This is a genomic window from Oryzicola mucosus, assembly GCF_014534685.1.
Taxonomy (GTDB): domain Bacteria; phylum Pseudomonadota; class Alphaproteobacteria; order Rhizobiales; family Rhizobiaceae; genus Oryzicola; species Oryzicola mucosus.
The window spans coordinates 396,001-421,859 of the sequence record NZ_JACVVX010000001.1; the positions used below are offsets into that span (position 1 = coordinate 396,001).

The 25,859-nt window shown below is 63.4% G+C and carries 25 protein-coding genes; 5 read left to right on the forward strand and 20 right to left on the reverse strand.

Going from position 1 to position 25,859, the window contains the following annotated elements; all coding sequences use genetic code 11:
• Positions 1 to 5: 5 nt before the first annotated feature.
• The 4 genes from infB to rimP are packed head-to-tail and all read right to left on the reverse strand — an operon-like array spanning position 6 to position 5,566.
• The gene (gene infB, locus ICI42_RS01935) at positions 6 to 2,606 is read right to left on the reverse strand and encodes a translation initiation factor IF-2 (protein WP_188162851.1); all 2,601 of its coding nucleotides are present in this window, start codon (positions 2,604 to 2,606) and stop codon (positions 6 to 8) included.
• On the reverse strand, positions 2,603 to 3,253 hold the full coding sequence (locus ICI42_RS01940; RefSeq protein WP_188163678.1) for an RNA-binding protein: 651 nt from the start codon (positions 3,251 to 3,253) through the stop codon (positions 2,603 to 2,605). Before ICI42_RS01940 ends, infB begins: the two co-directional genes overlap by 4 nt.
• Before the next feature lie 32 nt (positions 3,254 to 3,285).
• Positions 3,286 to 4,893, reverse strand: coding sequence for a transcription termination factor NusA (gene nusA / locus ICI42_RS01945; RefSeq protein ID WP_188162852.1), 1,608 nt, complete (start codon positions 4,891 to 4,893; stop codon positions 3,286 to 3,288).
• A 46-nt stretch (positions 4,894 to 4,939) separates the two neighbouring features.
• Positions 4,940 to 5,566 carry a ribosome maturation factor RimP gene (rimP, locus tag ICI42_RS01950; RefSeq protein WP_188162853.1) on the reverse strand — a complete coding sequence of 209 codons (627 nt, stop codon included), beginning with the start codon at positions 5,564 to 5,566 and terminating at the stop codon, positions 4,940 to 4,942.
• Positions 5,567 to 5,826: 260 nt separating this feature from the next.
• Between rimP and ICI42_RS01955 the strand changes: the two genes are divergently transcribed.
• Complete coding sequence (locus tag ICI42_RS01955) at positions 5,827 to 5,991, forward strand: hypothetical protein (RefSeq protein WP_188162854.1); 165 nt, start codon at positions 5,827 to 5,829, stop codon at positions 5,989 to 5,991.
• Between the two features lie 93 nt (positions 5,992 to 6,084).
• Here ICI42_RS01955 and ICI42_RS01960 read toward each other — a convergent pair whose 3' ends face one another.
• From ICI42_RS01960 to ICI42_RS01975, 4 genes are all read right to left on the reverse strand, one after another.
• Positions 6,085 to 7,629: a tripartite tricarboxylate transporter permease gene (locus ICI42_RS01960; protein ID WP_188162855.1), complete on the reverse strand. Its 1,545-nt coding sequence runs from the start codon at positions 7,627 to 7,629 to the stop codon at positions 6,085 to 6,087.
• A gap of 16 nt (positions 7,630 to 7,645) precedes the next feature.
• The gene (locus ICI42_RS01965; RefSeq protein WP_188162856.1) at positions 7,646 to 8,131 is read right to left on the reverse strand and encodes a tripartite tricarboxylate transporter TctB family protein; all 486 of its coding nucleotides are present in this window, start codon (positions 8,129 to 8,131) and stop codon (positions 7,646 to 7,648) included.
• A complete protein-coding gene (locus ICI42_RS01970; RefSeq protein WP_188162857.1) occupies positions 8,128 to 9,072 on the reverse strand; it encodes a Bug family tripartite tricarboxylate transporter substrate binding protein in 945 nt (314 codons plus the stop codon). The genes ICI42_RS01965 and ICI42_RS01970 overlap by 4 nt, the downstream gene beginning before the upstream one ends.
• 276 nt (positions 9,073 to 9,348) lie before the next feature.
• Positions 9,349 to 10,416: an ABC transporter substrate-binding protein gene (locus ICI42_RS01975; RefSeq protein ID WP_188162858.1), complete on the reverse strand. Its 1,068-nt coding sequence runs from the start codon at positions 10,414 to 10,416 to the stop codon at positions 9,349 to 9,351.
• 104 nt (positions 10,417 to 10,520) lie between these two features.
• On the opposite strand from ICI42_RS01975, the gene ICI42_RS01980 reads away from it, so the two are divergent.
• The gene (locus ICI42_RS01980) at positions 10,521 to 11,198 is read left to right on the forward strand and encodes a response regulator transcription factor (protein ID WP_188162859.1); all 678 of its coding nucleotides are present in this window, start codon (positions 10,521 to 10,523) and stop codon (positions 11,196 to 11,198) included.
• Entirely contained in the window at positions 11,195 to 12,583 is a 1,389-nt protein-coding gene (locus ICI42_RS01985) for a sensor histidine kinase (protein WP_188162860.1), read from the forward strand. The genes ICI42_RS01980 and ICI42_RS01985 overlap by 4 nt, the downstream gene beginning before the upstream one ends.
• Before the next feature lie 119 nt (positions 12,584 to 12,702).
• Here ICI42_RS01985 and trmB read toward each other — a convergent pair whose 3' ends face one another.
• The 4 genes from trmB to lnt all read right to left on the reverse strand — a co-directional run bounded on the left by trmB (position 12,703) and on the right by lnt (position 16,963).
• Positions 12,703 to 13,419: a tRNA (guanine(46)-N(7))-methyltransferase TrmB gene (gene trmB, locus ICI42_RS01990; protein ID WP_188162861.1), complete on the reverse strand. Its 717-nt coding sequence runs from the start codon at positions 13,417 to 13,419 to the stop codon at positions 12,703 to 12,705.
• A 1-nt stretch (position 13,420) separates the two neighbouring features.
• Positions 13,421 to 14,686 (reverse strand): methionine adenosyltransferase, encoded by a 1,266-nt coding sequence (gene metK / locus ICI42_RS01995; protein WP_188162862.1) that lies wholly within the window; start codon positions 14,684 to 14,686, stop codon positions 13,421 to 13,423.
• A 146-nt stretch (positions 14,687 to 14,832) separates the two neighbouring features.
• A complete protein-coding gene (locus ICI42_RS02000; protein WP_188163679.1) occupies positions 14,833 to 15,252 on the reverse strand; it encodes a helix-turn-helix domain-containing protein in 420 nt (139 codons plus the stop codon).
• A 127-nt stretch (positions 15,253 to 15,379) separates the two neighbouring features.
• Positions 15,380 to 16,963 carry an apolipoprotein N-acyltransferase gene (lnt, locus tag ICI42_RS02005; RefSeq protein ID WP_188162863.1) on the reverse strand — a complete coding sequence of 528 codons (1,584 nt, stop codon included), beginning with the start codon at positions 16,961 to 16,963 and terminating at the stop codon, positions 15,380 to 15,382.
• Positions 16,964 to 17,152: 189 nt separating this feature from the next.
• On the opposite strand from lnt, the gene upp reads away from it, so the two are divergent.
• Positions 17,153 to 17,782: a uracil phosphoribosyltransferase gene (upp, locus tag ICI42_RS02010; RefSeq protein WP_188162864.1), complete on the forward strand. Its 630-nt coding sequence runs from the start codon at positions 17,153 to 17,155 to the stop codon at positions 17,780 to 17,782.
• A 70-nt stretch (positions 17,783 to 17,852) separates the two neighbouring features.
• Here the strand turns inward: upp and deoA are convergent, their stop codons facing one another.
• Genes deoA through ICI42_RS02040 form a run of 6 tightly spaced genes read right to left on the reverse strand, consistent with a single transcriptional unit; the run spans position 17,853 to position 23,806 of the window.
• Positions 17,853 to 19,163: a thymidine phosphorylase gene (gene deoA, locus ICI42_RS02015; RefSeq protein WP_188162865.1), complete on the reverse strand. Its 1,311-nt coding sequence runs from the start codon at positions 19,161 to 19,163 to the stop codon at positions 17,853 to 17,855.
• A gap of 55 nt (positions 19,164 to 19,218) precedes the next feature.
• Positions 19,219 to 19,611: a cytidine deaminase gene (gene cdd, locus ICI42_RS02020; RefSeq protein WP_188162866.1), complete on the reverse strand. Its 393-nt coding sequence runs from the start codon at positions 19,609 to 19,611 to the stop codon at positions 19,219 to 19,221.
• A gap of 2 nt (positions 19,612 to 19,613) precedes the next feature.
• Positions 19,614 to 20,585 (reverse strand): ABC transporter permease, encoded by a 972-nt coding sequence (locus ICI42_RS02025; protein WP_188162867.1) that lies wholly within the window; start codon positions 20,583 to 20,585, stop codon positions 19,614 to 19,616.
• Between the two features lies 1 nt (position 20,586).
• Positions 20,587 to 21,729, reverse strand: a complete 1,143-nt coding sequence (locus ICI42_RS02030; protein WP_188162868.1) for an ABC transporter permease — start codon at positions 21,727 to 21,729, stop codon at positions 20,587 to 20,589.
• On the reverse strand, positions 21,726 to 22,277 hold the full coding sequence (locus ICI42_RS02035) for a cysteine hydrolase family protein (protein ID WP_188162869.1): 552 nt from the start codon (positions 22,275 to 22,277) through the stop codon (positions 21,726 to 21,728). Before ICI42_RS02035 ends, ICI42_RS02030 begins: the two co-directional genes overlap by 4 nt.
• Positions 22,274 to 23,806: an ABC transporter ATP-binding protein gene (locus ICI42_RS02040; protein WP_188162870.1), complete on the reverse strand. Its 1,533-nt coding sequence runs from the start codon at positions 23,804 to 23,806 to the stop codon at positions 22,274 to 22,276. The genes ICI42_RS02035 and ICI42_RS02040 overlap by 4 nt, the downstream gene beginning before the upstream one ends.
• Before the next feature lie 140 nt (positions 23,807 to 23,946).
• Between ICI42_RS02040 and ICI42_RS02045 the strand changes: the two genes are divergently transcribed.
• The gene (locus tag ICI42_RS02045; protein WP_188162871.1) at positions 23,947 to 24,156 is read left to right on the forward strand and encodes a SlyX family protein; all 210 of its coding nucleotides are present in this window, start codon (positions 23,947 to 23,949) and stop codon (positions 24,154 to 24,156) included.
• 61 nt (positions 24,157 to 24,217) lie between these two features.
• Here ICI42_RS02045 and ICI42_RS02050 read toward each other — a convergent pair whose 3' ends face one another.
• Together ICI42_RS02050 and ICI42_RS02055 are read right to left on the reverse strand one after the other, a co-directional pair.
• Positions 24,218 to 25,207, reverse strand: a complete 990-nt coding sequence (locus ICI42_RS02050) for a BMP family lipoprotein (RefSeq protein WP_188162872.1) — start codon at positions 25,205 to 25,207, stop codon at positions 24,218 to 24,220.
• Between the two features lie 208 nt (positions 25,208 to 25,415).
• Entirely contained in the window at positions 25,416 to 25,742 is a 327-nt protein-coding gene (locus ICI42_RS02055; RefSeq protein WP_188162873.1) for a hypothetical protein, read from the reverse strand.
• Between the last annotated feature and the right edge of the window lie 117 nt (positions 25,743 to 25,859).

Below are 25,859 nucleotides of genomic sequence, written 5' to 3' on the forward strand. Positions count from 1 at the left end.
CCGCCTTACAGGCGTCTCGTCACCATCTCTACGCGGAAGCACTCGATGACGTCACCGACATGCATGTCCTCGTAGTTCTGGAAGGCCATGCCGCACTCCTGACCGACCGGCACTTCGGGCACTTCGTCCTTGAAGCGCTTGAGGGTCTTGAGCGTGCCTTCGTGGATGACAACGTTGTCGCGGATGAGGCGGACGCCCGCACCGCGCTCGACCTTGCCTTCGGTGATGCGGCAACCCGCGACCTTGCCGACCTTGGTGATGTCGAACACTTCGAGGATTTCGGCATTGCCGATGAAGGTTTCGCGGCGTTCCGGCGAAAGCAGACCCGACATCGCATCCTTCACGTCATCCACGAGAGCGTAGATGATGTTGTAGTAGCGGATCTCGATGCCTGCCTGTTCGGCGGCCTGACGCGCCTGCACATTGGCACGCACGTTGAAGCCGATGATCACAGCACCCGATGTTTCGGCGAGCGACACATCGCTCTCGGTGATGCCGCCGGCACCGGCATGAACGATGCGCGCACGCACTTCGTCGGTGCCGAGATTGTCGAGGGCAGCCACGATGGCTTCGACCGAACCTTGCACGTCGCCCTTGATGAGCAGCGTGAACTCCTTCAGGCCGGAGGTCTGCAGCTTCGACATCATCTGCTCGAGCGAACCGCGCTGGCCGACATGGCGTGCGGCAGCCTTGTCGCGCGCCAGACGCTGGCGATACTCGGTGATCTCGCGGGCACGGGCCTCGTCATTGACCACGGCGAACTTGTCGCCCGCCTGCGGCGTACCCTGGATGCCCAGGATTTCCACCGGCGTGGACGGCAGCGCCTCGGACAGATGCTTGCCGAGATCGTTGACCAGAGCGCGAACGCGGCCCCACTCGTTGCCGGCGACGAGAATGTCGCCGGGCAGCAGCGTGCCGGTCTGCACCAGGACGGTGGCAACCGGGCCGCGACCCTTATCGAGCTTGGCCTCGATGACAACACCCTCGGCGGTACGCTCCGGGTTGGCCTTGAGGTCGAGCACTTCGGCCTGCAGCAGGATGGCTTCGAGCAGCTTGTCGAGGCCCTGGCCCGTCTTGGCCGAGACTTCGACGTCGAGCACTTCACCGCCCATCGATTCCACGAAGACTTCGTGGCGCAGCAGTTCGGTGCGCACCTTGTTGGCGTCGGCCTCGTGCTTGTCGACCTTGTTGATGGCGACGATGATCGGAACGCCGGCAGCCTTGGCATGGCTGATCGACTCGATCGTCTGCGGCATCACGCTGTCGTCGGCGGCGACCACCAGGATGGCGATGTCGGTGGCCTGCGCACCGCGGGCACGCATCGCCGTGAAGGCGGCGTGGCCGGGCGTGTCGATGAAGGTGATCTTCTGACCGTTCTTCTCGACCTGATAGGCGCCGATATGCTGGGTGATGCCACCGGCTTCGCCGGACACGACATTGGCGTTGCGGATGGCGTCGAGCAGCGAGGTCTTGCCGTGGTCGACGTGGCCCATGATGGTAACCACCGGCGGCCGGGGCTCCATGTCCTCGGGACGGTCCGCGATGTCGAACAGGCCTTCCTCGATGTCGGACTCGGCGACGCGGCGGACCGTGTGGCCGAATTCGGACGCCACCAGCTCGGCGGTGTCGGCATCAAGCACGTCGCCGGGCTTCATGATCTGGCCCTGCTTCATGAAGTACTTGACGACGTCGACAGCACGCTCGGACATACGCTGCGCCAACTCCTGGATGGAGATGGTCTCGGGCAGGATGACCTCGCGCATCACCTTCTCGCGTGGCTCGTTGTGCATCGCGCGCTTGAACTTCTCCTGGCGGCGACGCATGGCCGACAGCGAGCGCGCACGTTCGGCACCGTCGTCGGACAGGGCGCTGTTGAGCGTCAGCTTGCCGCGACGGCGGTCTTCCTCGCCCTTGGTCTTGGCGGGACGGGCCGGCACCTCGGGTGCCGCTACGCGGCGGACCGGGGTTGCAGCCGGAGCGACGCGACCGCCCTTGGGACGCGGCTTGGCCTCTTCCTCTTCCTGCTCCATGGCGCGGTTGATCGGAGCGGGTGCTGCCGTGGGCGCACGGCGGCGTGCATCTTCCTCGGCGCGGCGGCGCGAGTCGGCCTCGGCCTGGATGCGGGCTTCTTCCTCGGCCTGGCGACGCGCGGACTCCTCGCGTTCGAGCCTGCGACGCTCGTCTTCCTCGGCGCGGCGCTTGGCTTCGACAATGGCGCGCTGACGCTCTTCGGCGTCGCGTGCCTGCGATCCTTCCAGCGCACGGCGGCGCGCTTCCATCTCGCTCTTAGACAGCTCGTTCAGCACCATGCCCGAACGCTCGTTCTGCGGCGCGGGGCGCGGAGCCTCACGCACCACCGGTGCGGGGCGAACCTGCTGGACCGGCGGCTTGGGCGCGAAGACGGGCTGCGGCGCGGGCGCCTCAGGCTTGTTGTCACCGGGCATGCTGAACTTGCGCTTCTTCGTCTCGACAACGACCGCCTTGGTGCGGCCGTGCGAGAAGTTCTGGCGCACTGTTCCCTGCTCGATTCCGGGACGCTTCAACGTCAAGGTCTTCTTCTGACCGCCGTCCGACGTCTTGTCATCACCCGATTTGGTATCGCTCATTCCATATCCTCTGCGGCTTCGTCATCTTCGGCAACTGCCGCAATCATCGCCAGATCATCCGGGGATCCGCCCCGATATCGGTCAAGCGCAACCATGCGCTTCACAACCGCTTTTCCCGCATCGCCCGCGAGACCGGCTGCATGTATCACATTTGTACCCCCTAATGCCAAACCCAATTCGGCTTCCGAAAAAAGTTTGTAAAAAGGGATGGCGGGGCCGCCCGCGTAAACGGTAGCCCGCCTGGCCTGGGTAATCTTGCGCACCCCGTCGTCGGAGGCCTCATGCGCATGCAGCACGAACAGGGCTTTGCCTGACCGCACCGCACCATCTACTTTTGCTGCGCCCATTGCAACCATGCCAGCCTTGCGGGCAAGGCCGAGATTGCCGAGCGCGGCCCTCACCAACAGCTGGTCGACCAAGGCGCCGAGGTCGTCGGGCACGACGACCTGACGTTTGAAGGCACGCGCGAAGGCGCCCTTGGCAGCCGCCTTGTCGACATGAATACGGTCGGCGGTGACCCAACACCCCCGACCGGGAAGATTCCGCTTCAAATCTGGAACGACGGCCGAATCCGGGCCGACGACGAAACGGATAAGATTATCCGCGTCGCCGTTCTGGCGCGTGACGATGCAGGTGCGATCGTTCATCTCGTCCAAGGGTTGCTCCAGAGGTGGTCACCTTACGCTTCCGACGCTTCGACAGCGTCGGCATCGTCAACTTCTTCTTCCGTGGCGATATCGTCTTCCGTGATCCAGCCTGCCTTCAAGCGGGCGGAAACGACCATCTGCTCGGCATCGGCGCGGGAAACGCCGAAATCGTTCAGCACGCCCGGGAAGAACTTGGTCTCGCCGTCCTTGCGTTCTTTCCAGCCGACGAGGTCGTCAACGGCATAGCCGGCAAAGTCCTCGACCGTCTTCACGCCATCATTGCCCAGCGCCACCAGCATCGCGGTGGTGATGCCCGGAACGTCGCGCAACTCGTCCGCTACGCCAAGGCCGCGACGCTTTTCGTCATGCTCGGCCTCGATCTTGTCGAGATATTCGCGCGCACGGGTCTGAATCTCGCTTGCCGTATCTTCGTCAAAGCCGTCAATGGACGCGATATCGCCGGAATCGACATAGGCGACTTCCTCGACCGAGGTGAAGCCTTCCGAAGCCAGCACCTGGCCGACCATCTCGTCGACATCCAGCGCTTCCATGAACAAGGTGGAACGCTCGACGAATTCCTTCTGACGCCGCTCGGACTCTTCCTGCTCGGTCAGAATGTCGATGTCCCAGCCAGTCAACTGCGAGGCGAGACGCACGTTCTGTCCGCGACGGCCGATGGCAAGAGATAGTTGGTCATCGGGAACGACAACTTCAATACGCTCGGCATCCTCGTCGAGCACGACCTTGGCCACTTCGGCCGGCTGCAGCGCATTAACAATGAAAGACGCGGCCGAAGGCGACCACGGAATGATGTCGATCTTTTCGCCCTGCAACTCGCCGACGACGGCCTGAACGCGCGAACCGCGCATACCGACGCAGGCGCCGACCGGATCGATCGAGCTGTCGCGCGAGGTGACGGCGATCTTGGCGCGCGAACCCGGATCACGGGCAACCGACTTGATCTCGATGATGCCGTCGTAGATTTCCGGCACTTCCATGGTGAACAGCTTGGCCATGAACTGCGGATGGGTACGGGACATGAAAATCTGCGGGCCGCGCTGCTCGCGACGCACGTCATAGACATAGGCGCGAACCCGGTCGCCATATTTGTAGTTTTCGCGGGGGATCAGCTCATCGCGGCGGATGATGGCCTCGCCGCGGCCGAGATCGACGATGACGTTGCCGTATTCGACGCGCTTGACCGTGCCGTTGACGATCTCGCCGATGCGATCCTTGTATTCGTCGAACTGGCGGTCGCGTTCCGCCTCGCGAACCTTCTGGACGATGACCTGCTTGGCGGACTGGGCGGCGATACGGCCGAAATCCATCGGCGGCAGCTGCTCGGCGATGAAATCGCCGACCTGCGCGTCGGGGTTGCGCTCACGCGCCGTCGAAAGTGCGATCTGCGTGGCGTAATCCTCGACCGTCTCCACCACTTCCATCAGACGCTGCAGCTTCATCTCGCCCGTCTGGGCATTGATGTCGGCGCGAATGTTGGTTTCCTGGCCATAGCGCGAACGCGCGGCCTTCTGGATCGCATCGGCCATGGCGGCGATGACGATCTGCTTGTCGATCGACTTCTCGCGGGCAACCGCGTCAGCGATCTGGAGAAGTTCGAGCCTGTTGGCGCTTACAACCATTTTCGTCTCCCGGAATGGGTTCGCCGGATTGCCGGCTCCCGTTCAGTCACTCTTCCGTTTCAGTTTCGTCTTGTTCGACGTCGTCTTCGCCCCGGCGCCGCTTCGCTTCCTTGCGCGCCTGGTTGTCCTTGCTCAACGCATCCCGGATCAGGTCGTCGGTCAGGATCAGCCGCGCTTCGGCCACCGCCTCGAAAGGAATGCGCACCGTCGGCTCGTCGCCGTAGGAAGCCTGATCGCGCTGGATCAAAACACCATTCTCGTCGGCCTCGGCGATCTTGCCGCGGAACCGCTTGCGTTCCGCCACCATCACCGATGTCTCCATCTTGACGAGGTGCCCGATCCATTTCGCAAAGTCGGACTTGCGGACCAGCGGACGATCGATGCCCGGCGACGACACTTCGAGATGATATGCCTTCTCGACGGGATCATCCACATCGAGCGCCGGCGAAATCGTGCGGCTGACCTCTTCGCAATCCTCAACGGTCATAGTGCCGTCTTCGCGCTCGGCCATAATCTGCAATGTCAGGCCGTTCTGGGCGAACAGGCGGACCCGCACCAGCCGGTACTCCGTCGCCTTCAGAACCGGCATCACGATCGAAGCAATACGCGCATCGATACCGCTCTCGCGAATGATGCGGTCGTCGCCCGTCGTTTCAATCTCCGGTTCAGTCATGAGGTCTCCCTGCGCGGAGCCGGTAACAAAAAAGAGCGGGACCGGGTGGACCCACTCTTCGTCATACCGACCAAGAATTTGAGCTGCATATAACCGAAGTGCGGTTCGGGTTCAAGTCCCGACAGGCTTCGCCGGCAGAAGCGCCGTGCGCTGGCTGCATGGCAACCATGCAAGCCTGTCTCTGGTAGCAATCGTATGAACATCCTAAATATGTTGCATCGCACAAAACAAATTGTGCGACGTATGTAAGGACGGATGAGATGAGTGTTCGCAAGCAATTCGATCGTATCGGCGATTTCTTCACGACTGTGAGCAGCGCGGTTTCCGCAGCCAATGCAGTCAGCCGCGGCGTACAGCCGAAGGCGCGTCATCTGCGCAATCTCGGCATCGATCCGCAGCAGTTCAATAAAATCGGCCGCGTCTGATCTTCAGCGCGATCCGGCGCCTTTTGGTTGCCGACTGTAGAATGAGAAAGGGCGCCCGCTTGGGACGCCCTTTTATTTTGTCTTCTTTGTCGATCAGTCTTCGTCGGTGCCGAACTGCGCCAGGACCTTGCCTTTGCCGCGCGCCCGCAGATAGAGCGGCACCAGTACGGCGAGAGCCGCCAGAATCCACAGAACGATCGCAATCCACGACTTGAACAGCGCCGAAGGGTCGCCTTGGCTGATCTGCAACGCCTGGCGCAAGCTCTTTTCGGCCATCGGCCCGAGAATGAGCCCGACGACAACCGGCGCGATGGGGTAGCCGAAGCGGCGCAGCCCATAGCCGAGAATGCCGAACAACGTCAAAAGCAGCAGTCCGAACGACACCGGGATCGGGCCGAGGAAGAAGGTCGAGCCGTCGGCGCCAATGGTGCCGAGCGTGGCGAAAACCAGAATGCCGGCATAGAGCCAGTAGTGCGGGATCGACAGCAGCTTCACCCACAGGCCGATCAGCGGCAGGTTCAACACCAGCAGCATGAAGTTGGCCACCAGAAGGCTGGCGATGAGCCCCCAGACGAGAGGCGCATTGGTGGCAAACAGCAGCGGCCCCGGCTGCAGGCCGAACTGCTGGAAACCGGCCAGCATGATCGCCGCCGTCGCCGTGGTCGGCAGGCCAAGCGTCAGCAAAGGCACCAGCGTTCCGGCAGCCGATGCGTTGTTGGCTGCCTCCGGACCCGCCACGCCCTCGATAGCGCCGTGGCCGAATTCCTCGGGATGCTTGGAGAAATTCCTTTCCGTCGAATAAGACAGGAAGCTGGACACGTCGGCGCCGCCCGCGGGCATCGCGCCGATGGGGAAGCCGATCGCCGTGCCGCGCAGCCACGGCATCCAGGACCGCTTCCAGTCCTGCTTCGTCATCCAGACCGAACCTTTGACCGATTCGACTTTTTCATCCGCCGCCAGCTTGGATGACACCACGGCCAGCGTTTCGCCGATGGCAAACAGCGCCACCGCCAGCGTCGTCACCGAAATGCCGTCAAACAGATTGGGCATGCCGAAGGTCAGGCGCGCCTGGCCGGTGAGTTGGTCGATGCCGATGAGCCCGAGCCCGAGGCCTACCAGCAGCGACGTGATGCCGCGCAGGGTGGAGTCGCCGAAGGCGGCGGACACCGTCATGAAGGCGAGCAGCATCAGTGCGAAATATTCTGAGGGGCCGAAGGACAGCGCGAACTTCACGACCGTGGGCGCGATGAAGGCAAGCCCCAGCGTCGCAAGCAGGCCGGCCACGAAGGAGCCGATGGCGGCGGTGGCGAGCGCCGGCCCGCCCCTGCCCTTGCGGGCCATCTTGTTGCCCTCGAGCGCAGTCACGATGGAGGCGCTTTCGCCCGGCGTGTTGAGCAGGATCGAGGTGGTGGAGCCGCCATACATGCCGCCGTAATAGATGCCGGCAAACATGATGAGCGAGCCGGCCGGATCGAGCTTGTAGGTGACGGGCAGCAGCAATGCGACGGTCAAGGCGGGGCCAATGCCGGGCAGAACGCCGACCGCCGTGCCCAGGGTGACGCCGATCAGCGCGTATAGAAGATTATACGGGTCCATCGCGGTGATGAGACCCTGGCCCAGCAGGCTGAACGTATCCATGATGCAGTGCCCCGGTTTAGAACAGACGCTCGAGCGGTCCGGCAGGCAAGGTCAGTTGCAGGCCCTTGGCGAACATCACCCAGACGAGAAAGGCGAAGACGATGCCGATCGGCACGGTCATCCACAACGGACCCTTGCCGAAGCCCTTGGCGGTGGCGGCGAAGAGCAGGCCGGTGGCAATCGAAAAGCCGACGGTCTTCATGCTCAGCATCTGCACGGCGAGACCGCCGAGCACCCACAGCATGGGCGGAATGTTCTGGGCCTCGCGCGCAGGGAAATTGCCGCGCCAGGCTTCGATGGCGGTGCACAGCGACAGCAGGAACATCCCGCCGGCGATGATATAGGGGAAAGTCTTGGGCCCGACGGGCGAATAGCCGGCAACACCGCCTGCCTGCGATGTGCTCCAGGCAATCACGATCGCGACCACCGCGAGCGCCGCCGCAATGGCAAGCGCCGCCCTGTCCGGGCGGCGCTGCAGGTGTGGCGAGTTGCCGTCACTCATTTTACGAGACCGATCTCTTTGAGAATGGCCGCGGTCGACTCGGTGTCCTGCTTCAGCTGTGCGGCGAAGTCGTCACCGGCCAGATAGGTGTCGGCCCAGCCCTTGTCGGCCAGCGTCTTCTGCCACGCCGCCGATTTCGCCATCTTGTCGACATCGGCCAGGATCGTCTTCTTCTGCTCGTCGGTGATGCCGGGAGCCGCTGCGACCATGCGCCAGTTCTGGATCGAGACGTCGACGCCGGCTTCCTTGAAAGTCGGTGCATCAATGCCCTCGATGCGCTCATCCGCCGAGATGCCGATGATGCGGAGCGTGCCGGCCTGGATCTGCGAGGCGAACTCACCATAGCCGGAAATGCCGACCGTGACCTGGTTGCCGAGGATGGCGGCCAGCGCTTCGCCACCGCCGGAAAAGGCGATGTAGTTGACCTTGGTCGGATCGACGCCGGCTGCCTTGGCGATCAGGCCCGCGGTGATGTGGTCGGTACCGCCGGCGGAGCCGCCGGCCCAGGAAACGGAGCCGGGATCGGACTTCAGCTTGGCGACGAGGCCGGCCATGTCCTTGATGTCGGAAGCGGCGGGCACGACGACGGCTTCATATTCGCCGGTGAGGCGGGCAATCGGCGTGACCTGGTCGAGCGTGACCGGAGAATTGTTGGTCAGGATCGCACCGACCATGACATAGCCGCCGACGATCAGTTGCGAGGGGTCGCCGCTCGCCTGGTTGACGAATTGCGCGAGACCGATGGTGCCGCCGGCGCCCGGAACGTTCTGGACCTGGACGCTGCTCGAAATGCCTTCGTCCTGAAGAGCGCTCTGCATCGAACGCGCGGTCTGATCCCAACCGCCGCCAGGAGCCGCGGGCGCCATGATCTTGTAGTCTTCGGCTGCCGCCGGAAAGGCGAACGCCCCGGCGATGATGGATGCCAAAATAAATTGCTTCACTGCATTTCCTCCCTGATACCCGCAACGCGGGAACGATCGATGCCTGACGTATCCTACGCCAGGAAGCTCGCATTCTGGCCGGCCTGGTTCGACGCGGAAGGGATTGCCTGCAGTCGGCCATAAGCCTGCCCTCTATCAGCGACGACGGGCTGCTCATGCGGTTGTGCGGCGGGTTCCTCCCGGATCCCAGGCTCGCCTCCCAGCGGGCCGGAATGATGTCTTACAGAAGCAACCTGACACCAGACTGACACGCATGCAAGTTGCCTGTTGCGGGTATCAATGGTCCTTGAGCGCCTGGTTCCAGCGCTGGATGACGCGGTTGCGCTTGACCTGATCGAGATAGACCATCAGTCCGGGGCTGACCGGCACGGGCCGAAGCTGCGCGCCGAGAACCTGCTGCATGCGGTTGGCGGTGTTTTCGCCCGAAACGTCCGGATTGATTGCACCGATATGGAGCCGGCGGGCCAACACCTCCTGTCCGGCATTCGACATGAAGTAATCGAGAAAGCGCCGACCGAGATCGGGCGAAACCGCCGCCGACGGCACCAGGCCGATGCGCGACATCACCACCGTGTAATCCTGCGGCAGGACGATGCCGACATCGTCGTCGCGCGCGGCCCATTCGGCGGCATAGGAGCCAAGGATGTTGTAGCCGAGCACGAAGCGGCCGTCGGCGATGCGCTCGACGATGGCGGAACTGGTGGAGTACAGCTTTACCCCCGATGCGCCCATGGTGCGGATGACCGACCAGATGTCGGGAAACTGCTCCTGATCGCGGGCCATGAGCATGAAGCCGACGCCCGAACGCTCGATATCGTAGGTGCCGATGCGGCCATAGACGGCATCGCCCCGTTGCTTGAGATAGGCGACGAACTGCTCGCGCGTCGCGGGAGGCTCAGTGCCCTGGAAGCTGGGCTTGTGGTAGACGAAAACCGCCGGCTCGAAGGTCAGCGCATAGGCGGTGTTGCGCCAGTTGGCCCAGCGCGGCCAGCGTTCGCTCATCGAAACCGGGCTTTCCTGGGCATAGCCGTCATTGGCGAGCTTGACCTGCAGGTCCATGGCTGAGGAGAAAGCGATGTCGGCCGTCTTCCTCGCCGCATCGGTTTCGGCCACAACGCGGTCATAGATGTCGGTGGTCAGAAGCTCCTCATAGTGGACGGCGACATCCGGATTGGCCTTCTGGAAACCCTCGATCATCGGCCGTGCCAGCGGCGTGTCCAGCGACGAATACACCACCAGAGCGCGAGCCGCCGCATCCCCGTTGGCCGCCGGAAAAACCGTGACGTCGGCATATGCGGACGAAGCAGCGGCAAGCAGGGCCAGGAGGGTTACGACCGATCTCATGCCGCGACCATGCCCGAGCGCGCGGCAATTCTCAACCGAGGCACTTCGGCCTCGACCTCGGCGGGCGGATAAGGCATCGTCCGCGAAACAAGGCGGAGGACCGGTTGCGCATATTGGTGGTCGAAGACAGCGTTACGCTCGCCAACGGCCTGGCGACTGTCCTGAAGCAGGGAGGCTACGCTGTCGACATCGTTGGCGACGGCGGTTCCGCGCTGGCAGTCCTTGCGGCGGAGCGCTTCGATCTCGTGGTGCTCGATCTCACCTTGCCCGACATGGACGGCATCGACGTGCTGCGCACCATCCGCGGCCGCCAGCACGACGCCGCCGTGCTCATCCTGTCGGCGCGCGGCGCGCTGGAGGACCGGGTGAAAGGGCTCGACCTCGGTGCCGACGACTACATGATCAAGCCGTTCGACGTAGGCGAGCTGGAAGCGCGGGTGCGCATGCTGCTGCGCCGCAGGGCTGGGCTGAAGGCCGCGACCATGGCTTTCGGCGAGGTCGCCTTCGACCTCAACACACGCAGCTTTTCCGCGCAGGGTGCGGCCATCGACATTCCCGCCCGCGAGCTGGCGCTATTGGAAACGCTGTTCATGCGCGCCGGCAAGGTGGTGTCAAAGCAGGCCATCATCGAATCGCTCGCCGGCTTCGACGAGGACCTCAGCGCCAATGCGGTCGAGCAATATGTCAGCCGCCTGCGCAAGCGGCTCGCTCCCTACGGGCTGACGGTGCGGACGGCGCGCGGCATCGGCTACTATCTCGAAAAGATAGCGCCCGGCGCATGATGCCGGGAACAACCTACTCGCTGCGCCGCCGGCTGCTTCTGTGGCTGCTGATACCGCTCGTCGCCATCGGGGCAGTGGCGCTGGCCGACACCTACAGCGAGGCGGTGCAGACGGCGAATTCGGTGTCCGACAGGGTCTTGTCCGGCTCGGCGCTCGCCATTGCCGAACGGGTCGTGGTTTCCGAGAACGGGGCGCTGGAAGTCGACATCCCCTATGTCGCGCTGGAAATGCTCACCTCGGCCGCCCAGGACCGGGTGTTCTACCGGGTCGAGGGGCCGACGGGGAACTTCATCACCGGCTATGAGGGATTGCCTGTTATCGCCGGCCTGCGGCTCGAGCAAAGCGGCTACCGCGATGCGATGTTTCGCGACGAGCCGATCCGGGTGACATCGCTGGCCCGCGCTGCCTCCACCGGCGCGGGTTCGATACCCTTCGTGGTCACCGTGGCGGAAACCACTATCGCGCGCGAGCAGTTGGCGCAGACCATCCTGCTGCGTTCCGCGCTCCGCATCGCCATTTTGATCGGGGCCGCCGCCATCCTGTCCTGGGTTGCCGTGACTCTGGCGCTCAGGCCGCTTTTGCGATTGCGCGATGCGATTGCCGAAAGAAATCCGGGCGACCTGCACCCGATCGACCAGCCGGTGCCGAAGGAAATCCGCACGCTGGTCGACACGGTCAATTCCTTCATGGAGCGGCTGGGGTCGACGCTGGGCGCGATGCGCAACTTCACCGGCAATGCCAGCCACCAGTTGCGCACGCCGCTGACGATCATCCGCACCCAGCTCGCGCTGTCGGCGCGGGCGGCGTCATTGGAACAAGCAAGGGAGGCCGCGCGCACCGGGGACGAAGCGGTGGCGCATGCCGAACGCGTCATTGCCCAGCTTCTGCTGCTCGCCAAGGTCGATGAGGCCGCATCGGAAACGCTGAAGGCAGCGGGATCCGTTGACCTGACGACCCTCGCACAAGGCGTGACCGCCGACCGGGTGGCGCAAGCGCATGCGGCCGGCGTCGACATCGGCTTCGAAGGAGAACAGCCTCATCTTGTTCGGGGCGAGCCGATGCTTCTGGGCGAAATGCTGCGCAACCTGGTCGAGAACGTCATCGCCTATACCGGCAAGGGTACGGAGGCGACCGTTCGCGTGCTCGACAATAAGGGCTGCGTCGTGCTGGAGGTCGAGGACAACGGACCCGGCATCCCGGCAGACCAGATCGCCGACGTTCGGCAGCGCTTTTTTCGTGGACGATCGGACGACAAACCCGGCGCGGGGCTAGGCCTGCCGATCGTCGAGGAAATCGCCACCCTCTTCGGAGCCGAACTGACGCTCGGATCTGGCGCCGATGGCCGGGGCCTTATCGTCCGCATTCAATTTCCGAAGCTGGAATGAAGTCGGGCCTATTTTCTGAGGATCACCCAGAGCGCATGCACAATGCCGGGCAGCCGGCAAGTCTTTGAAATTAAACCAAATCATCAAGGGGCGAGCCTCGAAGGACGCACCAAATATAGTCACACCCGAACAAACGTCAGATAGGCAGGGCGGCGCTGTTCGCGGATCGCCTTGGCCTCATAGCGCGTACCGGGCCAGGCCTCATAGGGCGTGTGCCAGTCCGCCGCCGTCTCTGCGTGCCACTCGAAGGCAGAGTGAGCGCGGCAATGCTGCAGCGTCCAGTTGACATAGGTATCGATGTCGGACGCGAAGCGGAACTTTGCGCCGCGCTTCAGCACATCAGCAAAACGGTCGAGATTGACCGGGCTGACGAAGCGACGCTTCCAATGTTTCTTCTTCGGCCACGGATCGGGATACAGAAGGTCTATGCCGTCGAGGCAATCCTGCGGCAGCCAGTCGAGCAGTTGCGTCGCGTCCTCGTCATAGAGTCGGAGATTGGGCAAAGGCGTCTCGCCCAGCGCAACCGTCATCTTGGCCATCGAGTTGACGAAGGGCTCGACGCCGATGAAGCCTATCCCTGCATGCCTTGCCGCCTCATGGCGGAGATGCTCGCCGCCGCCGAAGCCGATTTCAAGGCGCACACCCGAAACCGGAACGGGGAAGAGATCCACCAGTTTCGCGGGCGCGGGCTGCTTGATATCGACCCCATAGCGCTTGAGCCCCTCATCCAGCGCGCTTGCCTGGAGGGGCCTCATCGTCTTGCCGCGGCGTCGGCCGAAAAAAGCTTCGGTCGACCGGCTGCGTCGCGGCGTATCCTCGGGATCGGTGGCGTTCAATTCAGGCCGCGACCGCTTCCTTGAGGGCCTTCACCAGATCGGTCTTCTCCCAGGAGAACGACCCGTCGCGGCCCGGCTTGCGGCCGAAATGACCGTAGGACGAGGTGCGCGCATAGATCGGCTTGTTGAGGTCGAGATGCCGGCGGATGCCGCTCGGCGACAGGTCCATGACCTTGCGCAGCGCTTCTTCCACCACGGCCGCGTCGACCGTGCCGGTGTCGTGCAGGTCGACATAGACCGACAAGGGCTGGGCAACGCCGATGGCGTAGGAGAGCTGGATGGTGCAGCGGTCGGCAAGCTTGGCCGCGACCACGTTCTTGGCCAGGTAGCGCGCGGCATAGGCGGCCGAACGGTCGACCTTGGTCGTGTCCTTGCCCGAAAACGCGCCGCCGCCATGCGGGGCTGCGCCGCCATAGGTGTCGACGATGATCTTGCGCCCGGTCAGGCCGGCATCGCCGTCGGGACCGCCAATGACGAACTTGCCCGTCGGGTTGATGTACCAGTTGCAGTCCTCGGCGATCCTGAGGTCGCCCAGCGCTTCGCGGATATAGGGCTCCACGACCTGGCGAACCTTGTGCGAATCCCAGCTTTCGTCGAGATGCTGGGTGGACAGCACGATCTGGGTGGCTTCGGCGGCCTTGCCGTCGACATACTTCACCGTGACCTGGCTCTTGGCGTCGGGGCCGAGCTTGCCGGCGTCGCCCGCGCCTTCGTGGCGGGCGGCGGCGAGCAGTTCGAGGATCTTGTGGCTGTAATAGATCGGCGCCGGCATGAGATCGGGCGTCTCGCGGCAGGCATAGCCGAACATGATGCCCTGGTCGCCCGCCCCTTCCTCGCCCTGGCGGTCGGCGGCGTTGTCGACGCCCTGGCCGATGTCGGGCGACTGGCCGTGCAGCAGCACGTCGATCCGGGCGGTCTTCCAGTGGAAACCGGACTGCTCGTAGCCGATGGCGCGGATCGCCTTGCGCGCAGCCGACTTGAACTTGGAGGGGTTGATCAGCGGATGGCCCGCCGCGTCGGTGACGATCTTGCCGGCCTTGTCCTTCTTCAGCAGCGTGTCGGGCACGCGAACCTCGCCGGCGATGACGACGCGGTTGGTGGTGGCCAGCGCTTCGCAGGCAACGCGAACCTTCCACGGGTCCATGCCCGTCTTTTTCGCTTCACGATAAACCAGATCGACGATTTCGTCCGAAATGCGGTCGCACACCTTGTCGGGGTGACCTTCCGAAACGGATTCCGAAGTGAAGAGATAGTTCTGCCGCGACACGGGATGTCCCCTCTTGAAACGTGACCGGCAGTCTGCCGACCTTGCGGCACACCTGTTAGCGAAGCCTGCCGGAACTCGTCAAGCAGGCTTTAGCCTCAGGCGCTCCGCATGACGATAGCCTATCCCCCAAATGGGCAAAAAACGCGCTATTCCGGACCGTCATCCGCCAAGGCCTTGGCAAGTTCGATCAGTTTTCGCCTGACTTTTGGATTGGAAATCTTGACGAAGGCGCGGTTGAGCTGGACGCCTTCGGCGCTCGATAGAAAATCGACGACGTAGCTGGTGGACGATTCTTCCGAGAATCCTCTCGGCGCTTCGCCGTCGGCGCTGGGAGCGTCCTCGAAAAAGAACGCGACCGGTACGCTCAATATTTCGGAAATCGCCTGAAGGCGGCTTGCGCCGACCCTGTTCGTACCTTTTTCGTATTTCTGAATCTGCTGGAAGGTAATTCCAAGGCTTTCGCCTAGCTTTTCCTGGCTCATTCCGATCATGTTGCGGCGAAGCCTGATCCTGCTGCCGACATGGATGTCTGTCGGATTGGGTTTTTTCTTGTTTTCTTTGTCCACTGCCTTGTCCCTGCCGTTCGCCGGCTTCTCTTTGTTTTTTCGCCCTACCCGGGCTGGCAAACGCCCCAACCCGCACTGGTCAGAGCGCGGGAATGATGGTGAATATGAGTTTCTAAATTGCCTTGTGTCAATTGAGACGAGGAATGTCGCTAACACGCATTCCAATCGCAATTGCGGCAAAAGCCAGAATTATGAGAACAGCGTTAACATGTGGGTTCACGCGGACCGTGCTTTGCCGGACAGGCACTGCGACATCCACGGTTCCCAGCACATTGAGCGCCAGCGCATCGACGATACGGCCTTTCGCATCGATCACGCCGGAGATGCCGGTGTTGGCCGACCGGAGCACCGGCAGGCCGGTTTCCACGGCGCGAATCTGGGCCTGGCGGAAATGCTGATACGGACCTGGCGTATCGCCGAACCAGGCGTCGTTGGTGACGTTGACGATGAGGTTGCTGTCGCGCGCACCGGCATCCACCAGTTCGGGAAAGATGATCTCGTAGCAGATGAAGGGAGCGGCGGTGACACCATCCTTGACCGCAAGCGCGTGGCGGCTGTCGCCGGCGCTGAATGTCATCGGTCCCGCGACCAGTTGATTGAGGCCGATGCGGCTCACCCAGTCGGCAAAGGGTATGTATTCGCCGAACGGCACCAGATGCACCTTGTCGACCGCATCGACGATCTCGCCGCGATCGTTAATGGCGACGACGGAGTTGTAATACAGCCCCTCCTCGCTGGCCGAACCGCCCTGCATGCGCACCGCGCCGGCATATAGCAGTTGCCCGTCCTGCAATGCGTCGCCCAGCGCGGACAGCGCATCCGGCCTGTCGGAGAACAGAAACGGCACCGATGTTTCCGGCCAAACGATCAGGTCCGGCCTCGAAGCTCCGTCGACGGGCGCGGCGGTGGTCGCCTTGAGCAGTCCGGCAAAGATTTCATCGCGGACCGAACCGTCCCACTTCACTGACAGATCGACATTGGGCTGGACGATACGCACCTGAACGGTGGACGTCGCCTCAGGCTCGGGCGCATTGATGCGCCAGGCGCCGTAACCGACATGTGCCGCGACCAGGATAAGCGCCGCCGCCAGCCCGATGTTCCGGTGGCGCGGAGAGATCAGCAGCGCCGGCGTGGCGAAGACGAACACCGCCAAAGCCGACATGCCGAACACGCCGGTGAGCACCACGCTCTGCATCAGAAGCGGGAACGGCATGGCCGCGAGGCCGATGGGATTCCACGGGAAGCCGGTGAACAGGAAGCCGCGCAGCCATTCGGTCAGCCCGAAGGCGAAGGCGAGCGCCGCGATACGTCCAATGCCGCCGCTCCACAACAGGCGGGCGAGGACAGCGGCGAAGGCGTAGAAGAAAGAGAGGATGAGCGGAATGCCGACGACGGCGAAAGGCAGCGCCCAGGCGAAGCTGTCCGCCTCGACCAGAACCGCGCCGCCGATCCACCACAGGCCGACGAGAAAATAGCCGAAGCCGAACCACCAGCCGACAGCGAAGGCCGGCTTCAGCCGCCGGAGGAAACCGGCGCCGTCATCGGCCGTTGCGCCGTCGAGCAGCCAGACCAGAACCGGAAAGGCCAGGAAACCGGCGGCGAAGGCATCATATGGGGCTTGCGTCAGAACGGCGACCGCGCCGGCTAGAAACGCCACGAGCGCCCTGCGCCATCCCGAAAGCGAAACGATCCGCCCGGCAAGATGCTCCATCCATTTCCCCTTGCGCCGAGAATCAGGCGTTCCCGCTTTTAGCAGGCGTCGGCAGAGGCTCCAAACCGGTGTTTCGGCAATAAAGACGGCACAAAACTGTGGTTCTTGGCGATGCGACGCGGTAAGCGGTGGTTAGCCGGCCCGTCACCCGTTAGAGTGGCGCAAACAATCCAATTCAGGAGCAGACCCATGAAGGGCGTAACCGTCGTCGACCATCCGCTTGTCCAGCACAAACTGACCATCATGCGGGACAAGGAGACGTCGACAGCCGGCTTCCGCCGCCTGCTGCGCGAAATCTCGCTGCTGCTGGGCTATGAGGTGACGCGCGATCTCGACCTGACGACGCGCAGCATCGAAACGCCGATCGAGACGATGGAAGCGCCAACGCTTGAGGGCAAGAAGCTGGTGTTCGCCTCGGTGCTGCGCGCCGGCAACGGCCTGCTCGAAGGCCTGCTCGACCTCGTGCCGGCGGCGCGCGTGGCCCATATCGGGCTTTATCGCGACCACGACACGCTGGAAGCCATCGAATATTTCTTCAAGGCGCCGAGCGACCTGGGCGACCGTCTGGTCATCGTCGTCGACCCGATGCTGGCGACCGCCAATTCGGCGATTGCGGCCATCGACAAATTGAAGGCGCGCGGTGCAACCAACATTCGTTTCCTATGCCTGCTCGCCTCGCCGGAAGGCATCGAACGCTTCACCAGTTCGCATCCCGACGTGCCGGTCTTCACCGCCTCCATCGACCGTCAGCTCAACGAAAAAGGCTATATTGTGCCGGGCCTCGGCGATGCCGGCGACCGCATGTACGGAACGAAATGAGCGGACAACGGTAGAGTTCCGTTTCGGATACCCGGCTTGATCCCATCGCTTCGGGGATTTTCCAAGGATTTTATGCAATCCTGCGCAGCACCGGCCCTTTGACGGTGGGGCGGCTGTCGCCGAGGACGTAGGCCTGGCTGACCATCGCGACGGCAGCATCGGCCTTGGCCTCGTTGCGCGCCTCGACCATCGCCAGCGGATCGCCGCGCCGCACCGAAGTGCCGATGGGAAGCAGCCGGGTGATGCCCACGGCATGGTCGACGCCGTGATCGTGATGCACCCGGCCGCCGCCAAGCGCGACGACGGCGATGCCGATCTGGCGCGTATCGATGCCGGTGACGAAGCCGTTTTCAGGCGCCAGGACCGGCTTTTCGACTTCCGCCCGCACCAGATAACGATGCGGATGGTCGAGAAAATCGCCGGGACCGCCGAGCAGCGCCACCATTCGCCCGAAGCGTTCGGCGGCGGCTCCGCTTTCGAGCGACTGACGTGCCATGCCGAGCGCCTCACGCTGGGCGTTGGCGAGACCGGCCGATTGCAGCATTTCGGCGGCGAGCGCGAGCGTGACCTCCAGAAGCCGCGCGTCGCGCCTGCGACCGGTCAGAAAATCCACCGCGTTGAGAACTTCCACGGCGTTGCCGGCTGCGGAGGCGAGCGGCTGGTGCATATCGGTGATGAGGGCGGTTGTGGCGAGGCCAGCGCCGTTGGCGACCTCGACGAGGCTAGAGGCCAGGGCCGCTGCGTCGCGGGATTTTGCCATGAAGGCGCCGTTGCCGAGTTTGACGTCGAGCACCAGCGAACCAAGGCCGGCAGCGAGCTTTTTCGACAGGATCGACGCGGTGATGAGCGGCACAGACTCCACCGTCGCGGTGACGTCGCGGATGCCGTAGAACCGCCGGTCGGCGGGCGCCAGATCGGCCGTCTGGCCGATGATGGCGCAGCCCGTCTCCGTCACCGTCCTGCGGAACAATGCGGTGTCGGGCTGGCTGACATAGCCAGGTATGGAATCCATCTTGTCGAGAGTGCCTCCGGTGTGGCCGAGCCCCCTGCCCGAGATCATCGGCACATAGGCGCCGCAGGCCGCCACGATGGGTGCGAGCATGAGCGAAACATTGTCGCCGACACCGCCGGTCGAGTGCTTGTCGGTGACCGGCCCAGGCAGGTCCGACCAGTCGAGGCGCTGGCCGGAATCGCGCATCGCAAGCGTCAACGCCACCGCCTCGTCGCGGCTCATGCCGTTGAAGAAGGTCGCCATGGCAAAGGCCGCCACCTGCGCGTCGGACACGGTGCCCGAAGCAATGCCCGCCACGAAATGGGCGATGTCCTCGGCCGGCAGCTTGCGGCCGTCGCGTTTGGCCCTGATCAGTTCCTGCGGCAGCATGGCTCCTCCGCTCACACAGAAGGACAGTGCTTCAGGTGGGAGTCGGGGTGCCGCGTCATTTGAGGATGTCGCCGCGGAAGCCAAGCGGCAGGATGTCGCCCATGGTCAAGGTTTCGACGACGCCCGTCTCGTTGCAGAGATGCAGCCGGGTGTCGGCGGTGGTGAATTCCGCCAGCCGCTGGCGGCAACCGCCGCAAGGCGTGATGCGAGCCATGCGCGAGGCCACCACGGCAACATCCGTGATCTTGCCGCCGCCGCCCATGACGTAGTGACCGATCGCGGTGGTTTCGGCGCACCAGCCTTCGGGATAGGACGCATTCTCGATATTGGCGCCGGTGAAGACTGAGCCATCCTCGGTGCGGATCGCAGCGCCCACCGGGAATTTCGAATAGGGCACATAGGCCTTGTCCATAGCCTTCCAGGCCGCTTCGAACAGGTCATGCGTCATATTCACCGCTCCTTTACATAGGGCACGCCGCCGGCGCGCGGCGGGATTGCCTTGCCGATGAAGCCGGCCAGCAGGATGACGGTGAGGATGTAGGGCAGCGCCTGCATGAGTTGCACCGGCACGCGACCGATCACCGGAAGCGGCGTGCCCTGCAAACGGATTGCCATGGCATCGAGGAAGCCAAACAACAGACAGGCGAACATGGCCGGCACCGGCTTCCACTTGGCGAAGATCAGCGCCGCCAGCGCGATGTAGCCGCGCCCCGCCGTCATGTCCTTGACGAAGCCGGCATTCTGGGCGAGCGCCATGTAGGAGCCGGCCATGCCGGTGAGGATGCCGGTGCAGATGACTGCCCGATAGCGCAGCCAGGCCACAGAAATGCCGGCGGTATCCACCGCCGCCGGGTTTTCGCCGACCGCTCGCAATCGGAGCCCGAAGCGCGTGCGGAACAGCACCCACCAGGTAAACGGTACCGCGAGAAACGCCAGATAGACCAACAGCGAATGGCCGGACAGCAGGCCGGAATAAATCTCGCCGAGAATGGGCACGTCGCGCACCGCATCCGCCCCGGGCAGAACGATGGCGTTGAAGCGCGCATCCGACGGCAGCGACGGCGTTCGCCCGCCCTGGTTGAACCACGCCTGGCCGAGAATGATGGTGGAGCCCGCCGCGATGAAGTTGATGGCGACGCCCGAGACGATCTGGTTGCCGCGATGGGTGATGGAGGCAAAGCCGTGCACCAGCGCCAGGAATACAGCGACGAGTATGGCGATCAGCAGGCCGATCCAGGCGGAGCCGAAGACGGAAGCGGCGGCCGCGCCGGCAAAGGCGCCGGCCAGCATCTTGCCTTCGAGGCCGATGTCGAAAATGCCGGCGCGCTCGGAATAAAGCCCTGCCAGACAGGCAAGCAGGAGCGGTACCGACAGGCGGACGGTCGAATTCAGGACATTGACGACGACGTCGAGGAAATCCATGTCAGGCGCCCTCCCCTTTCGCCGCGACGACCCCGACCGACTTGGGACTGACGCTCGCGAACATCGCCTGCACGGCCGGCCGGAACATGTGTTCGAGTGCGCCGGCAAACAGGATCACGAGGCCCTGGATGATGACGATCATGTCGCGCGAGATGGAGGGCATCTCAAACGAGAGTTCCGCGCCGCCTTGGTAGAGCATGCCGAACAGGATGGCGGCAGGCACGATGCCGGCCGGATGCGACCGCCCCATCAGCGCCACGGCGATGCCGACGAAGCCTGCACCGGCAACGAAGTCCAGCGGCACGTTGTGCTGGTCGCCCATGATCGGGTTCATCGCCATCATCCCCGCCAGCGCACCCGAGATCAGCATGGTGACGATGATGATGCGGGTTTCCGAAATTCCGGCATAGCGCGCCGCCTTGGGACTGAAGCCCATGGTGCGGATTTCGTAGCCGAGCTTGGTGCGCCAGATCAGCACCCAGACCAGGAAGGCCATGAACAAAGCGAGGAGGAAGGAGATGTTGAGCGGTACGGACGGACGAACCTTCATGCCGATATAGTCGAACAGGAAGCCCAGACGAGGCAGTTGCGCACCCTCGAGAAACTGGCGCGTCTGTGGCGCCATGGAGCCCGTCGGCTTCAACACATCGACCAGCATATAGACCATCAGGCTGGAGGCGATGAAGTTGAACATGATGGTCGTTATGACGATGTGCGAGCCGCGTTTGGCCTGCAGATAGGCCGGAATCAGCGCCCACAAAGCGCCAAACACTGCCGAGCAGAGGATGGCCAGCAGGAAGATCAAATACCACGGCAGGAAGCCGTCGAAGGGCAGGCAGGCCAAAGCGACACCAAGGCCTGCGAAATATGCCTGTCCCTCGCCGCCGATGTTGAACAGTCCGCCATGGAAGGCGACCGCCACCGCCAGTCCGGTGAAGATGAAGCTGGTTGCGTAAAACAGCGTATAGGCGATGCCGGGGCCGCTGCCGAAGGCGCCGTCGACCAGGATGACGGCGGCGCGGAACGGGTTTTCGCCGACCAGAAGCACGACGAGGCCGGCCACCGCAAAGGCGACCAGAAGGTTGATCAGCGGGATCAGGCCGTAGTCTGCCCAGCGCGGCAGTTTTGCGTAGGGCGTGCTCATGGCAAGGTCTCGATCACGGTTCTGGCGTCGGAGATCCGCGCATACTCCTTGTCGAGTATGGCGAGCGTCAGCGCGTGGACATCTTCGGCCGGCCAATGCCGTCCGCGATGGTCGGTGCGGTCGATACTTGCGACCGCATCCTCCGGAACAATCACATGAAAGCCGAGGTTTCCCGCCATGCGAACCGTCGCCTCGACCGAGTTTTCCAGCAGAACGCCGGTGACCACCAGTTCGCTGACCTGCAATTCGTCAAGCACATCGGTGAGATCGGTTCCAATGAACGCGCTGTTGGTGCGCTTGTCGACGACCGGCTCGCCGGGCTGGGGCGCCACTTCCGCCTTGAAGTCGTTGCCGTGCGTCCCCGGTCGGTAGGGCGACGTCGCATCGGTGGAATCGTGCCGGATATGGATGACCGGAAGACGTCGCGCGCGCCAGGCGTCGAGCAGGTCGACGATCCGCCGTTCCATGTCGGGCTGGCCGCGCCGGCCCCATTTGGGATCGTCTATGGCGTTCTGGACATCGATCACGAGAAGGGCCGGCGTTCTCATTCTGCGGCCTCCTGCTGCTCGACGCCGGCCATGAGCAGGCCCAACTCGCCTTCGGTGGCATCCGGTCCGCGCTCGCCGACGACGCGGCCGGCAAACATCACCAGAATGCGGTCGGACAACGAGCGGATTTCATCCAGTTCGACCGAGACCACCAGCACCGCCTTGCCCTGGTCGCGCATGTCGATCAGGCGGCGGTGGATAAACTCGATGGCGCCGACATCGACGCCGCGCGTCGGCTGGCCGACGATCAGCACGCCAGGGTCGCGCTCGATCTCGCGCGCCAGCACGATCTTCTGCTGGTTGCCGCCGGAGAAATTCGCCGTCTTAAGCCGGCAATCCGAAGGCCGGATATCGTATTTCTCGATCTTTTCCTTCGCATCGCGGCGGATCGCCTCGATGTTGAGGAAAGGACCGTTCAGATAGTGCGGCTTGTCGTGATAGCCGAGGATGGAATTCTCGTTCTCCTCGAAGGCAAGCACGAGGCCGACATGATGCCGGTCTTCGGGAACATGGGCGAGACCACGGTCGCGCAACTCGCCGGGATCGGCGGCACCCGTCAGGTCGATGGGTTTGCCGTCGAGCGTCACGGTGCCCGACACCGCCTTGCGCACGCCGGATATCGCTTCCAGCAATTCCGACTGGCCGTTGCCGGCGACTCCAGCGATGCCGACGATCTCGCCGGCGCGAATGTCGAAGGACACATCCTCGACCATGGTGACGCCGCGCGAATCCTTGACGGTCAGGTTCCGCACCGAAAGCTTCACCGCGCCCAGGGCCGGTTCGCCCTTTTCCACGCGCAGCAGGACGCGGCGGCCGACCATCAGCTCGGCAAGCTCTTCGACCGTCGTTTTGGCGGTTTCCCGCGTCGCGACCATCGTGCCCTGCCGCATAACGGAAACATTGTCGGTGATGGCCATGATCTCGCGCAGCTTGTGCGTGATCAGGACGATGGTCTTGCCCTGCTCCTTGAGCTGCTTGAGGATACGGAACAGATGGTCCGCCTCGGGCGGCGTCAGCACACCGGTCGGCTCGTCGAGAATGAGGATTTCGGCGCCGCGATACAGCGCCTTGAGGATTTCGACGCGCTGCTGCAGCCCGACAGGCAGTTCCTCAATCACCGCATCGGGCTCGACGAACAGGCTGTATTCCTGCTCGAGACGCTTGAGCTCGGCTCGGGCCTTGGAAATGGAGGAGTTGAGCAGCGCATTGCTTTCGGCGCCGAGGATGACGTTTTCCAGCACGGTGAAGTTGTCGACCAGCATGAAATGCTGGTGGACCATGCCGATGCCATTGGCGATGGCGTCGTTGGGAGAGCGGATCACCGTCGGCTTGCCGTTGACGCGAATCTCGCCCTGGTCCGCCTGGTAGAAGCCGTAGAGGATGGACATCAGCGTCGACTTGCCGGCGCCGTTCTCGCCGATAATGCCGTGGATCGTGCCCTTCTGGACTTCGAGATTGATGTCGCGGTTGGCGCGCACCGCGCCAAAACTCTTGCTGATGCCGACCAGTTCGATTGCGGCTTCCGCCATGCGCCGTTCCACCTCTTGGCTGCGTCTTGTCTTTACCGGCTTGTGAAAGAGCTAGCACGCCGTTAGCACACTGCCAATCGCAAGCGCGGCTGCCGTTCCGTCACCCCGACACCGCACTACCGCCCGCCGAAAGGACGCCCATGACCAGCGACACCGACAGGTTCACCACGCTCGAGATCAGGGCGGCCGAGCACGAAAAAACGATTGAAGAGCTCTCCGACGAGATCGCCCGGCAATGGACCGTCATCGAGCGCATGCAAAAGAAGCTCGACGCGCTGACGGAGCGCTTTCTGGCGGTCGAGGAACAGGCGGCTCCCGACGTGCCGATTACCAAGCCGCCGCACTGGTAGGACGGCCACTGAAAGCAAAAGCCGCCGGTTTCCCGGCGGCCCCAGCAACGCTTCTAGCCGATCAATAAGGGCACTTGTCGTCCGACATATAGTCGTGGACCGTGACCGTGCCGGCGATAATGTCGGCCTTGGCCTTTTCCACCGCGGTCTTCATCGCGTCGGTGATCAGCGCCTTGTTGTTGTCGTCGACGGCATAGTCGACGCCGCCTTCCTTGAGGCCGAGATTCTGGATGCCGCCTTCGAACTTGCCGTTCTTGGCATCCATGAAGGCGTCATAGACCGCGCTGTCGACGCGCTTGACCATCGAGGTCAGAACCTTGCCGGGATGCAGGCCGTTCTGGTTGGAATCGACGCCGATGCCGAACTTGCCGGCGTCCGCAGCCGCCTGCAGCACGCCGACGCCGGTGCCGCCGGCAGCCGCGTAGATGACATCCGCGCCCTGGTCCATCTGAGTCTTGGCGATCTCGCCACCCTTGGTCGGATCGTTCCACGCAGCCGGGGTGTCGCCGGTCATGTTCTCGATCACGTCGGTCGCACCCGCGGCCTTGGCGCCGCCGACATAACCGCAGCCGAAGCGGCGAATCAGCGGAATGTCCATGCCACCGATGAAGCCGACCTTCTTGGAAGTGGATGCCTGCGCGGCGAGCACGCCGACGAGATAAGACCCTTCCTGTTCCTTGAACACCACCGAACGCACGTTCGGCTTTTCGACGACCATATCGATGATTTCGAATTTCAGGTCGGGATAGTCATCAGCCACTTTTGAAAGCGATTCTGCCCAGGAAAAGCCAGCCATGACGATCGGGTTGCGGCCATCCTCGGCAAAGCGGCGAAGCGCCTGTTCGCGCTGCGAGGCGTTGGACACTTCGAACTCGACATATTCGATGCCGGTCTCGGTCTTGAACTTCTCGGCGCCGTTATAGGCAGCCTCGTTGAACGATTTGTCGAACTTGCCGCCCAGATCGTACAGCAGCGCCGGCTGCACTTCCTGCGCGAAAGCCGGAGCGCACATCGCGGTGGCGGCCACCAGGCCAAGAATGATTTTCTTCATATGATCCACACCCTGTAGGTTGTCTTTCCTTGCGCCCGGAAGCGCATGGCAGGAACTTGCGTCCCGCTCATGCGGCAATCTTGCATGGCCCAAAACAAAATTCACGCGGAATCTTGTCCTGTTGGTAAACATTGAAAAGCGCAAAAGCCTTGCAAAGCCGAGCGTTTCGGCTGTCTGGAGGTGACGTTGCGTCAGGAAAGCACGCCGGTCAGTTTTCGGTGACGAAACCGATGCGCCGACGCTTCCTGTTGTATCCGATGGCGTACAACAGGAAGGCGAGCGCGAGAAAAACGACGAAGCCCGGCAAGGCCAGCAGCCATAGTGCTACGGGATCCCACAGCATGTCGGGCGCCTTGTCGCGGATGAAAGCGCCCGTCGCGGCAAAGGAGTCCGGGGCGACGGCTTCCCAGCTCGCGGCGAGCGGCGTGAGGACCAGACGGGAGCTCGCCACGCTGCGCGTCGCGTCGAGCACTGCCATGATGGTCGCCACCGACAGAGCGACGGTTGCAAGAAGACGAAACAGGAAACGCAGCATCGGCCTCTTCCGGTTGATCCGCGCACAGGAATAGTTCGCAAGCGCGCCAAGCGCAATCCGCATGGGCGTGGCGGCGCCAAAGACATCTTGATCGACAGCCTTCCGCGAGAACGCCAC